The sequence below is a fragment of the Pedobacter sp. 22226 genome (assembly GCF_052045455.1).
Lineage (GTDB): Bacteria > Bacteroidota > Bacteroidia > Sphingobacteriales > Sphingobacteriaceae > Pedobacter > Pedobacter jeongneungensis.
Map to the genome: position 1 here is coordinate 336,393 of NZ_JBQEPB010000004.1, position 12,287 is coordinate 348,679.

11 protein-coding genes and 1 tRNA gene are annotated in these 12,287 nt (G+C 39.5%); 8 read left to right on the top strand and 4 right to left on the bottom strand.

The annotated features are described in order from the left end of the window. Positions 1-93: 93 nt before the first annotated feature. Positions 94-624, top strand: coding sequence for an RNA polymerase sigma factor (locus ACTJKC_RS11055; protein WP_316824400.1), 531 nt, complete (start codon positions 94-96; stop codon positions 622-624). Between the two features lie 455 nt (positions 625-1,079). On the opposite strand, the gene ACTJKC_RS11060 is transcribed toward ACTJKC_RS11055, so the two are convergent. Further along, a complete protein-coding gene (locus tag ACTJKC_RS11060) occupies positions 1,080-2,561 on the bottom strand; it encodes a phytoene desaturase family protein (protein ID WP_440791881.1) in 1,482 nt (493 codons plus the stop codon). 369 nt (positions 2,562-2,930) lie between these two features. Next, positions 2,931-3,233, bottom strand: coding sequence for a GIY-YIG nuclease family protein (locus ACTJKC_RS11065; protein WP_440791883.1), 303 nt, complete (start codon positions 3,231-3,233; stop codon positions 2,931-2,933). 659 nt (positions 3,234-3,892) lie between these two features. Between ACTJKC_RS11065 and ACTJKC_RS11070 the strand changes: the two genes are divergently transcribed. The 3 genes from ACTJKC_RS11070 to ACTJKC_RS11080 all read left to right on the top strand — a co-directional run bounded on the left by ACTJKC_RS11070 (position 3,893) and on the right by ACTJKC_RS11080 (position 5,844). Further along, a complete protein-coding gene (locus ACTJKC_RS11070; protein ID WP_440791885.1) occupies positions 3,893-4,423 on the top strand; it encodes a hypothetical protein in 531 nt (176 codons plus the stop codon). Continuing rightward, the gene (locus tag ACTJKC_RS11075; RefSeq protein ID WP_440791887.1) at positions 4,424-5,113 is read left to right on the top strand and encodes a lycopene cyclase domain-containing protein; all 690 of its coding nucleotides are present in this window, start codon (positions 4,424-4,426) and stop codon (positions 5,111-5,113) included. It abuts the gene before it with no gap. 482 nt (positions 5,114-5,595) lie between these two features. Then, a complete protein-coding gene (locus ACTJKC_RS11080; RefSeq protein ID WP_440791889.1) occupies positions 5,596-5,844 on the top strand; it encodes a cytochrome b5 domain-containing protein in 249 nt (82 codons plus the stop codon). Here ACTJKC_RS11080 and ACTJKC_RS11085 read toward each other — a convergent pair. Continuing rightward, complete coding sequence (locus ACTJKC_RS11085) at positions 5,825-6,652, bottom strand: helix-turn-helix domain-containing protein (protein WP_440791891.1); 828 nt, start codon at positions 6,650-6,652, stop codon at positions 5,825-5,827. The two genes, ACTJKC_RS11080 and ACTJKC_RS11085, sit on opposite strands and share 20 nt — an antisense overlap. 85 nt (positions 6,653-6,737) lie before the next feature. Here ACTJKC_RS11085 and ACTJKC_RS11090 point away from each other — a divergent pair, with 85 nt between their 5' ends. From ACTJKC_RS11090 to ACTJKC_RS11100, 3 genes are read left to right on the top strand one after another with little or no spacing between them, the layout of a single operon-like run. Further along, a complete protein-coding gene (locus ACTJKC_RS11090) occupies positions 6,738-8,075 on the top strand; it encodes a TolC family protein (RefSeq protein WP_440791893.1) in 1,338 nt (445 codons plus the stop codon). 1 nt (position 8,076) lies between these two features. Continuing rightward, the gene (locus ACTJKC_RS11095; RefSeq protein WP_440791895.1) at positions 8,077-9,135 is read left to right on the top strand and encodes an HlyD family secretion protein; all 1,059 of its coding nucleotides are present in this window, start codon (positions 8,077-8,079) and stop codon (positions 9,133-9,135) included. Further along, the gene (locus tag ACTJKC_RS11100; protein WP_440791897.1) at positions 9,128-10,723 is read left to right on the top strand and encodes an MFS transporter; all 1,596 of its coding nucleotides are present in this window, start codon (positions 9,128-9,130) and stop codon (positions 10,721-10,723) included. Before ACTJKC_RS11095 ends, ACTJKC_RS11100 begins: the two co-directional genes overlap by 8 nt. A 312-nt stretch (positions 10,724-11,035) precedes the next feature. On the opposite strand, the gene ACTJKC_RS11105 is transcribed toward ACTJKC_RS11100, so the two are convergent. Continuing rightward, positions 11,036-11,956 (bottom strand): PfkB family carbohydrate kinase, encoded by a 921-nt coding sequence (locus ACTJKC_RS11105; RefSeq protein ID WP_113950757.1) that lies wholly within the window; start codon positions 11,954-11,956, stop codon positions 11,036-11,038. A gap of 257 nt (positions 11,957-12,213) precedes the next feature. Between ACTJKC_RS11105 and ACTJKC_RS11110 the strand changes: the two genes are divergently transcribed. Then, positions 12,214-12,287, top strand: a tRNA-Asn gene (locus tag ACTJKC_RS11110).

The following is a 12,287-nucleotide window of genomic DNA, read 5'->3' on the forward strand; positions in this document are numbered from 1 at the left end:
TTTGGCACCGTGCCAGAAATTTTTGGTACTAAGTTTGTTTAGGTTTAGTAGAATAAGCAATAATTTGTTTTAATCTACCTAAAGCTAAAAATCATGACAAAATTTGAATTCAATCATCTGGTTAATCATCACTCGGTATCACTTAGGTCTTATGCTTTAAATTTCACTAAAGACGCAGAAGACGCAAATGATTTGGTTCAAGACACCATGCTTAAAGCAATTACTTATTATAATAAGTTTAAGGAGGGTACGAACCTGAAAGGCTGGTTATTTACCATTATGAAAAACACTTTCATTAATAACTACCGTCGTTTGGTAAAAACCAATACTTTAATTACACAGAGCGAAGATATTTCTTCAGCGAACCTTTCATATAGTGCTACTAAAAACCAGGCAGAGAGTAAATTTGTATTAGGCGATATAGATAAAGCTCTTTCTCAATTGCCGGAAGAATATTATGTGCCGTTTATCCGTTATTTTGAAGGATATAAATACCACGAAATTGCTGATATGCTTGAAATTCCAATCGGAACCGTTAAGACACGTATCCACGTAGCCAGAGGAATTTTGAAAAAATACTTAAAAACATATTCGAAAGAAATTGCCACTACCGAAATGGCTTAAGATACATCAATCGAAAAACCAGGGGCTCAGATATTATCTGGGCCTTTTTTGTGTTCTTTATTTCCATTGACGGTATCATCATTTAGAGCGGAATGCAATGATGTTGAGAACCCGAATGCTCAGCGAAGCTTAATCTGCCTAGAATAGATTTCTCCCCGCCTGTACGGGCAGGCATTCTGCTATGCTACAGTTGAAATGACGTCATTTAATTAATTGGTCGCCTGGAGTAGATTAATGCAATTTCATCCCAAAATGTCTTAAAAAGCAAAAGGCCTGAAACTTCAGGCCTTTTTGCTTATCATATATTTGGTTAGTTGATTCTTATTTTTTCTTTCAACAATTCGCCTTCTCTCTTATTTCGAAACAAATGCAAACCCCGAACGATTATGTGTTTTGAAGCTTTATTGCAGTGTTTTTGTTTTGTGGTTATAAAGATAAGGGAAATTTTAAATTTGTCAAGCTTTTTTTAACTTTTTTTTTATTTCTTTTGCTACCACTTGCCCGGATATGATTGCAGGCGGCACTCCGGGGCCTGGAACGGTTAATTGTCCCGTATATAAAAAATTTGTTACTTTACTTTTCATCTTCGGTTTTAGAAAGGCGGTCTGTTTCAAAGTGTTTGCTAATCCATACGCATTTCCTTTAAAAGCGTGATAATCGGCTACAAAATCATTCATGGCATAACTGCGTTTAAACAGAATGTTATCTTTAATGTCGTTTCCGGTTAAATTTTTAAACCGGTCGATTAATAAATTAAAATATTCTTCCCTTTTGCTTTCGCTATCTTTTAAATTTGGTGCAAGCGGAACCAAAAAGAAAAGATTCTCGCAACCCTCCGGTGCTACACCCGGATCGGTAACCGAAGGACAACAAGCGTAAAACAATGGTTTTGATGGCCACTGCGGATCGGTATAGATTTCTTCGGCATGCTGATCGAAATCTTCATCGAAAAACAGGTTATGATGTAGTATGTTATCCAGTTTTTTATTTAAACCGATGTAAAATAAAAGACAGGAAGGGGCCATGGTTCTTTCGTTCCAGTATTTTTCGCTGTAATTGCGGTATGGCGCATCAAAAAGGTGTTGGTCGATGTGGTGATAATCGGCATTGCCTATAAAAAATTCGCTTTTAAAACTGCCTTTATTGGTAATCACCTCTTCGGCAATATTGTTTTTAACTGCTATCTTGGTTACTTCAGTATTAAAAATAAACTTTACACCCTGCTCTTCGGCAATGTTTTGCATGGCGTCTACAATTTTGTGCATACCACCCAGTGGGTACCAGGTACCTAAAACGAGATCGGCATAGTTCATTAAACTGTACAGGGCCGGGGTATTTTGTGGTGTAGCTCCTAAAAATAAAACCGGGAATTCTAACAATTTTCTTAACCGCTCATTTTTAAATAGTTGATGAACGTGCTTGCGCATATTGCCCAAAAGCTGCAGTTTAATTCCGCTGGCGGCTAAACGCGGATCGAAATACTCCATTACGCTGTGCGAAGGCTTAAAAACATACTCATTCATGCCCACATCGTATTTGTATTTGGCCTGATCTAGAAAGGACTGGAGGTTTTTAGTGCTGCCAGGTTCTAATTGTTCGAACAACTGGTATAAATCATCTAATGTTACCGGTACATCAAGCGTATCATCTTTGCCAAAGTAAATGCGGTAAGAAGGGCTTAACCTTTTCAGCTCGTAAAAATCAGAGGTTGTTTTATTAAAGAGCTGGTAATAATTTTCGAAAACATCAGGCATCCAGTACCAGCTTGGACCCATATCAAACAGGAAACCATCTTTCTCCCAGGTACGGGCACGTCCGCCGGCCATTTCGTTTTTTTCGATTACTGTAACTTCGCAGCCGTCTTTTGCAAGTAAAGCAGCAGCAGCCAGGCCCGCAAAGCCGGCACCAATAATGGTTACCCTGGGTTTTTTCTCCATGGTGTAAATAAAGTAAATTTATTGCGTTTTGTTTTTGTTTTTTGTCATTCAATAGACTTTGTCATCCTGAGCGTAGCGAAGGATCTGTTTTGTATTAGCACTTACTTAAATGTTTCACAGGCTTTGATGGTAAGGTGATATTTGGGTTCAGTGTTTCATTGGTTGGAGATCCTTCGCTGCGCTCAGGATAACAGCAGTGGAAAAAGATTTGCCATTCTGAACACAGTGAAGAATCTGTTTAATAACTGCACAATTGCGAAACCTCGAATTTGCATTGGTAAGGGTAAAATTTAGGGTTCTGTATTTCATCGGTTGGGGATCCTTCGCTGCGCTCAGGATGACAGTGAGATTAAGTGTTGTAGAAACGACTTATTCTTCAATAACCATATCATTAAGAAAATTCCAGTTTTTGTTTTTTAATTCAATTAAAGCATTCTTTTTTGTCCTTGTCCAGCCTTTTATTTCCTTTTCACGTTCAATAGCAAATTCAATGTGTTCAAATCTCTCAAAATAAACCAGGTAGTGGCAGTTGTATTTATATGTAAAAGCAAATTTATTTTCTTTGTTATCTATGTGTTGCTTAAGTCTTACTTCCAGGTCATGGGTTACTCCGGTATAAACAACAGTTTTGTTCTTGTTTGTTAAGATGTAAACGAAATAATTATGATCCATTATTAAAAATAAATATTTTTTTTAATAAAGTATTTGTCATTCTGAGCGCAGTGAAGAATCTGTTTAATAGCTGCACAATCGCAAAATATCGAATTTGCTTTGGTAAAAAGATATTTTGGGGTTCTGTGTTTCATTGGTTAGGGATCCTTCGTTGCGCTCAGGATGACAGCGGTGTAAAAGATTTGTCATTCTGAACGTAGTGAAGAATCTGTTTTGTATTAGCACTTATTTAAATGTTTCACTGGATTTGACGGTAAAGTGATATTTGGGGGACGGTATTTCATTGGTTGGGGATCCTTCGCTGCGCTCAGGATGACAGTGGGGCAAAAGATTTGTCATTCTGAGCGCAGTGAAGAATCTGTTTTGTATTAGCATTTGCTAAAATGCATTATTGGCTTTGATGGTAAGGTGGTATTGGGTTCTGTATTTCATCGGTTGGAGATCCTTCGCTGCGCTCAGGATGACAGCGGTGTAAAAGATTTGTCATTCTGAACGCAGTGAAGAATCTGTTTTGTATTAGCACTTACTTAAATGTTTCACTGGCTTTGATGGTAAGGTGATGTTTGGGGTTCTGTGTTTCATCGGTTAGAGATCCTTCGCTGCGCTCAGGATGACAGTGGGGCAAATGCGCTCAGCTTTTCTTACCTTTACACCCAAACATGATTAAATTACGCATTATCTTTTTTCTGCTCTTTGCAGCAAGCAATATCACTTATGCCCAGTTATCTACCCACGAAATTGCGGTATTGAAAACCAACATGGTTAAAGCGGTAGAAAACGCTAAACTCACCGATTCTTTATTTACCAAATTGAATAAACTGCCAAATAAAACGGCTTTGATTACCGGCTATACAGGTACTCTAGAAGCATTAAAAGCAAAACATTCGTGGAATCCGTATAATAAGATTAAATATGTAAGCCGGTCGCTAAAAACCATGCAAAGGGCAATAGATATGGATAAAGAAAATATGGAAATCCGTTTTATGCGTTTTTCAATCGAGTTTTATACCCCTGCTTTTTTAGGCTTTAGTAAAGATCTGGCAACAGATAAAAAGGAAATTATTAAACATTATCAAAATGAAAATTTTGGCCTTGCCGATGATGAACTGGTTAAAAATGTAGCCAGATTTATGATTGATAGTAAAAAATGTACACCTGCAGACATTAAAATTTTAAAGAAACACCTCTAAATGAATTATACCTATTTACTTATTAACCTCGCCGTAATTTTTTTTCCGCTGGTTTTATCTTTCGATAAAAAGGTGCATTTCTTTAGCAAATGGAAATTTATATTTCCTGCCATATTAATTACCGGAGTAATGTTTTTAATCTGGGATATGCTGTTTACCAAACTTAATGTGTGGTCGTTCAACCCCGATTATTTGATCGGTATAAACTTAATGGGCTTACCTTTAGAAGAAATGCTCTTCTTTTTAACCGTTCCCTACGCCTGTGTGTTTATTTACGAGTGTTTAAATGTTTATTTCCCGAAAAACCATCTGCAGAAATATAGTCTGGCGTTGAGCAATTTATTTCTGGGTTTGTGTGTGGCCATGTTATTTTTTGGCTATAGTAAATGGTACACATGTATCAATTTCGGTTTTTTACTTTTGGTATTGGGGTATGTAGAATATTTAAATGTAAAATTCAGGTTTATGTATAAATTTTACAGGGCCTATTTCGTTTCGCTTATTCCTTTTTATATCGTGAATGGATTTTTAACGGCTATTCCGGTGGTGATGTACAATAACAAAGAAAATCTAGGTTTTAGGGTGGGAACAATCCCTTTCGAAGATCATTTTTATTTAATGGGCCTGTTGTTGATGAATGTTTATCTGTATGAGGTTTTTAAGGCTAAAGCGAATAAAAGCGTAGCGTAAGATCAAATTCGTTGATTTTTTGCTGGAAAATGAATGTTTGGTAATGCTTAGGGGGCTGCGGTCCCGCTTTTCGTTTGTAGTGCCGGCGTGAAGCCGGCAGCTACCACTACAATCGGGTTTAACAACAAGGGTTTGTGCACCCTGCAAACCCCGAAGATGAAATAAAGCCCTGGCCACCTAGCCCCGGTTGGAGCGGTACCCTGCAGCAACGAGGTACGAGGAAGCAAAGCGTACAAGCGTAAAATGGGAAGAAATTAAGTGTTTTGCAGCGGTTTTGCGCTTCTAACCAATAAAATTCGTTATCTCGACTGGAACCTTTGCGGAACGCCTGCCCGTACAGGCGGGGAGAGATCTGTGCTCAATAGATTTAGCTTCGCTGAGCCTTCGGGTTCTCGACTGCGTTGCACTCCGCTCGAAATGACGGTATCTCTGGAGAGACTGTCTTCTTAAATTTTTCTATCTTCAACCCGAAATTAACATCAATGGATTTACCCGCTTATACCAAACAACAGCTAGCCTTACGCAACGGACAGGACAAACAACAGATTTGGGTGGCTTACAAAGGACTGATTTATGATATGACGGATAGCAGGTTATGGCGCAACGGTAAACATTATGAACATTGGGCTGGACAGGATTTAACCGACGAACTGCCCGACGCACCACATACAGAAGCTGTTTTCGAGAAATTTACGCCCATTGCCGTACTGGTTAAACCAGGTTCATTTTAGTGAGCGTAGCTTGTTTTAACTCCTTAAATTCAGACGGCCTTTTGCCTACCATTTTATAAAAAGTATTACTGAAAGAGGAAATGCTGTTATAACCCACCTGGTAGGCCACTTCGCTAATGGTGGCATCGCTTTCTAATAATTTTTCCATTGCTTTAATCATCCGGGCCAGTTTCAGGTATTGAAAAAAGGAAGTATCCAAAGCCGATTGAAATAACCTCGAGAGCGTACGTTCGCTAAAGCCCATGGCCTTACCCACGCTTTCTAAACTCATACCATCATCGGAGAGGCCATCTACTATGTGCCGTAATACCGGGCGCAACCGCATGTTTTCGGTAGTAGGGAGCGCAATAGGCAGCGGATGTTCGCTCACCACCGGCAAAATGTTTTTTAGCGTATTTAAAAAATCGTATTCATGCGTTTTGGGTATAATGTTTCCATTCCAGCGCTCCGAAAAGAGGAACATTTCGAGCAAAAGGTTATTTACCGGGTAAATGCCAATCTGTTTGTAAAATGGGTTTTCATCATCGGTAGTGGTGTCGAAATAAATGTTTCGCACAATGGCGGCATGGTAACGGTGTTGTAAATGGTGTTCTACCCCGGCAGGAATCCAGACATAATGCCGGGCAGGCAAAAAGTAAGATTTTTCTTTAGTGTATAAAAAAATAATGCCGCCTTCTACATAAGTAAGCTGCCCCTTTAAATGGGTATGGTCTTGAAATCGGTCTTCGAACCTGCTATGCCAAACATACATGGTTTCTGGTTTTTCGTCGATTGCAAATAAAAGGTCTTCGTTGCTAACTTTTATCATTTGGCTGGTTTGAATAAATATCTGTCAGTTTAGATAAAACAAAGTAACAAATCTGTAGCGAAATTTGCATCATTAATTAACAGATATGATTTTTTTAAAGCGTAAAAGAATGTTCTGGGTATGCATGGCCTTTCTTTTATCATCAGTTTTTGTACATGCGCAAGCCGTTCCCGATCAAAGCAATTTTACCATTAATCAGGTTTGGGCACTGGCCGATAGCAACAATAAAAAGATGCAGATGCAAGGACTTAACGTGCAGGGTGCCGATGCGCATGTAAAAGTAAGTAAGGCCGAAAGATTGCCTGAAATTGCTGCCGAAGGACTTTATGCCCATGTTTTTCCGTTACCGATTTACGAAAACGGGTTATTCCATACCCCAAGCCAGTTTCCTGTTGCGCCTACTTATTATAAAGCCGGTGCCGATGCTTATTTCAATATTTATAATGGCGGAAAAACCACTACCGAAATTAATGCTTCGAAAGTAGAAAGTGAATTGAGCAGGATCCAAAAAAGCCAGAACAAACAGGAAATCCATTATACGGCGGCCGTTTATTTTTATGATGTATTCCGCAATATTTCTTACAGGGTTTTGCTGGAGCAGGACATCCGCGACCGCGAAAAGCAGCTTGCGGAAATTAACCAGCTCTATAAAAACGGCACGATATTAAAAAGCGATGTATTAAGAGCCGAATTACGCCTTTCGAAACAAAAGATGTTGCTTACCGAAATCGAGAACAGCATTAGCATTGCCAAACATAAACTCAACATTTTAATCGGCAGGGCAGATGATGCGCCTTTAAATCCACAGATCTCAGACCAGGAAACAGATGCTATTGCGTTAAAACAGGTTAATGAATATTTTAATGATGCAAAAACATCGTCGTATAAGATCCAGATTTCGGAAAAAGAGCAGGCACTGGCTAAACTGAAGCTTAAAAATGTAAAATCGAATATCATGCCTTCTCTGGGTTTCTTCGGTGAATATACTTTTGCTTATCCGCAGATCCAGTTTTACCCTTATGCACTTTCGCTTTACAGTAATGGTATGGTGGGGCTTAAGCTTAAAATTCCGATTTCATCGTGGTACACCAATCAGCATAAAGTAAAAGAAGCGGAAATTAAAGTACATCAGCAGGAAGTAGAAGATGAGGATGTAAAAGATCATATCCGCCAGGAAGTGCAGGAAAACTATATCCGCTATAAAGAATCGGTGCAGCGTATCACATTAGCCGAAGAGAACATTAAACAGGCTGCAGAAAGCTACCGCATTGTGCAGAATACCTATTTCAACCAGTTGTCGCTTTTAACCGATTTACTCGATGCCGAAACCCAGTTACTGCAATCGAGGTTCGAACTGACCACTGCAAAAGTGAATGCCAAAATGCAATATTATCAATTACAAAAAGCCGTAGGAAATTTATAAAATGAACACACAGAAACAAAGCAAAGCCGATAAAATCATCAGCAGAATTACCACCATCATCGCGCTCATCGTTTTAGCGGTGCTAATGGTATGGGGTGGGAAAACCCTTTTCGGCTATATCAAATATGAAGAAACCAACGATGCGCAGGTGGATGAGTACATTAATCCCGTAACGGCAAGGGTAAGCGGTTACATTAAAGCAGTAAAATTTGAAGAAAACCAGGAAGTGAAAAAAGGCGATACGCTGGTACTTATTGATGATGACGATTATACCGTACAGCAGGATGAGGCTTCGGCTTCGTTGTTAAATGCCAAAGCGCAGGTTTCGGTACAGCAGAGTAACATTAAAACCGCGCAGAGTACCGCTTTGGTTGCTGCAGCTAAAATTGCCGCAGCAAAAGCAAAACTCTGGAAACAGCAAACAGAATATAACCGCTATAAAAAACTTTTCGATGCAGAATCGGCCACACGCCAGCAATTAGAAACGATAGAAAGTTTATTGCAGGTAGCACAGGCCGAATACCTGGCGGCCAAAGAAGATTATGCAACTGCCATTTCGAGAACGAACGATATTAAAGTGCAGAGCGAAGTACTGGCATCTGAAATAAAAAGAAGAACAGCAGTAGTAAAAAGAAATAACCTGAATACCTCCTACACAGTTATTGTAGCACCTTACGATGGCAAAATGGGCAGAAGAACGATACAGGTCGGTCAATTGGTTCAAACCGGCCAAACCATCGCCTATCTGGTTGATCGCAGCGCAGGGAAATGGGTAGTGGCCAATTTTAAGGAAACGCAGATTGCTAAAATGCATGTTGGTGAAAAGGTAAATGTAGAAGTAGATGCTTTCCCCGGACAGTCGTTTCAAGGTGAAATAGAATCCCTTTCCGGTGCAACAGGTTCGCGGTTTTCGTTATTGCCGCCAGATAATTCGACCGGGAACTTTGTTAAAATTGCACAAAGAATCCCCGTACGTATCCGCCTGGATAAGCAGGATAAAGGGATTGATGCGTTAAGTGCGGGCATGAGTGCCAGTGTTAAAGTGAAAAAAAATGACTGATCGTTTGCCGATATTTAAAACAAGGATACCTGAATGGCTGGTGATATTGAGCATTTTTGCAGTGCTTCTATCATCCGTATTGCTTTTTGCACTATCTACCGCTGATGGTACCGCTGCAGCGGGTTATTATGGGGCCAGTGCCTCCGATATCCAGTTTTCGATGTTGATGTTTTACGCAGCCGTAGCCAGTTTTGCAGTGGTAGAGCGGCGGTTTTTTGCCAGGGTTGTTACCAAAGATTACCTGCTGATCTGTATTATTTTAGAAATCCTGATTGCCTATTGGTGTTACCATACGCGTGAAATATGGCTGATTTTTACCCTTCGTTTTTTACAGGGAATTGTAAACTGTGGTTTAACAAGCATTTCGCTGAATCTGCTTTTTAGCCGCTTAAAATCAGAACATGCAAAAGAAACCGGTTATACCATTTTTTATGGAATGATCCTTTGTGTATCGCCCCTTACAGCATTGTTTTCGGTGCCCATTGTAGAAAATTATGAATATAATGTGGTTTATAAGGCCATTATTTTCTGCTTTTTACCAAGTGCCGTGCTGCTTTTCAGTGTAATTAATCGTGTGCACATTTTGCGCAAAACACCACTCTATAAAATAGATTGGATGAGTTTTGTACTTTTCTCAACCATGTTGGTGCTAATTGCTTACGTATTGGTTTATGGGCAGGAGTACGATTGGCTGGATGACGAAAGCATTGTTTATTCTATATTGGCCATTCTGTTTCTGTTTGTGGTTTCGATAGCCCGGCAGCGTACTTTGAAAAGACCTGCAGTTGATCTGTCGGTGTTTAAATCGAGGAATTTCGCCATCGGGATTGTTTTTTTGGTAATTCTGTATATCATTCGCGGTGCTTTCGGTTTAACTTCTTCTTATTTTATAATGGTTTTAGGAATGGATTCGCTGCATGCTAATGAAATGATGATTTTTAATATCGCCGGGGTGGTAGTTGGTTCTATCATCGCGATCCGTTTTCTTATTCGTCAGAGACATTTAAGAATACTGTGGGTAACCGGTTTTGTATTCCTTTTTGTGTTTTTTATATGGATGTGTCAGTTATTTGCAACCGAAGCAGGAACGGATAATTTTTACCTGCCTTTGTTTATGCAGGGTGTAGGTGCGGGTATGGTAATGTCGCCGATTGTGATGTTTATTATGTCATCAGTACCTGAAAATATGAGTCAGTCGGCGTCTTCTGTAGGGATTTTCGTTCGTTTTTCGACTTTTAGCCTGAGTTTAGCTTTTATTAATTTCTATCAGTTGTACTTTAAAGGAAAACATAACGATGATTTGCGAAGTAGCCTTACTTTACTCGATTTTAACCTGCCGGATAGGTTAAAAATGTATCAATCGGTACTAAACAGCAGGGGGATGCCTCGCGATGAAGCTGGTAAAGCGGCAATTGGCTTGCTCAATAAAGCTGTGCAAAAGCAAACGTTTCTACAGTTCTGTGTAAGCTATTATGAATGGATTGCGGTGCTTTGTTTACTATCGATTATTCTGATTGCCTTGCAACCGGTTATCAGCAGAACGGTGATTAATTTAAGGAACAGGCAGCCTGCAGCGGTAGGGTTTTAGTAGGTGAAACGAAACGTAATGCAATGGCGAGATTAATTGACTTAGATCTAGCTTCGGTGGCTTAAATTTTGACAATCTTTATGCATACAGCCGAAAAAGATTGTCAAAGTAAGTGCTTATCAACCGGTGCGGAGAGATCTGTCTCGAGATAGATTTCTCCGTTCCGCTACCGATGAAAAATCGGCACGCTACAGTCGAAATGACGGAATGGGCTAAAAAAACCGCAGGTTTAGAAGAAATTCTTCTCTAAACCTGCGGTTCGTTTGTCTTCAATTGCCAGTTGTCAACTGAAAACTGCCAATTGAGAACTGATTAAGCTTCTATTGTAAACGCGCTTAAGCTTACAAACTGTTGAATCCTTGCGGCAACTTCTTCATCAGTTAGGTTTAACAACTTTTCTGTTCCGAATTTTTCAACGCAGAAAGAAGCCAGTGCCGAACCATAAATGATCGCATTTTTCATGTTATTGAAGTTGATGGTACCTACTTTCGCTAAATAACCGATAAAACCACCTGCAAAGGTATCGCCCGCACCGGTTGGATCGAAAACTTCTGCCAATGGTAGCGCCGGAGCAGAGAAAATCTGATCTTCGTGGAACAATAATGCACCATGTTCACCTTTTTTAATAATCAGGTATTTTGGTCCCATGGCAAGGATTTTTTTTGCCGCCTTAACTAACGAGTATTCGCCTGATAACTGACGGGCTTCTGCATCATTAATCGTTAATACATCAACCAGTTTAATGGTTTCCAGTAGATCGTCCATCATAATGTCCATCCAGAAGTTCATGGTATCCATTACGATTAATTTCGGGCGGTTTTTAAGGCGTTTAATTACAGTTTGCTGTACCTGTGGTGTTAAATTGCCCAACATCAGGTATTCGCAGTCCTGATAGCTTTCAGGGATAATCGGGTCGAAGTTTTCCAATACGTTTAATTCCGTAATTAAAGTATCGCGGCTGTTCATGTCGTTATGGTATTTCCCCGACCAGAAAAATGATTTTTCGCCTGCTTTAATCTGTAATCCTTCGGTATCAATGCCGTGATTGGTAAAGGTATCGATGTCTGACTGATGGAAATCATCGCCAACCACTGCTACAATTTTTGCTTTATTATAAAAGTAAGAAGCAGCTAAACTTGCGTAGGTTGCAGCGCCACCAACAATTTTATCCGTTTTTCCGAAAGGAGTTTCAATAGCATCAAAAGCTACAGTACCTATGATTATCAGGCTCATATCTTTGTATTAATTTTTTTTCTAAATTTTTTCACTGCAAATATTGCATAAATAATTTAAAAGCCCTAATATTGCATTCCCAAAACGAACAAGGGTATGTATGTTGTAAAGCATCAATAACCACGTTTTAGGAAACAACCAGCACTCCTTCTTAGCTCAGCTGGTTGAGTCCAGCAGGTGCGGGATTAATCAGAGTTAAGAAACGATCAAAGGATTTTGATCAAATTTAGTAAAGTACAACCAGAATAAATAAATATTCCTTCTTAGCTCAGCTGGTTAGAGCATCTGACTGTTAATCAGAGGGTCGCTGGTTCGAGCCCAGCAGAGGGAG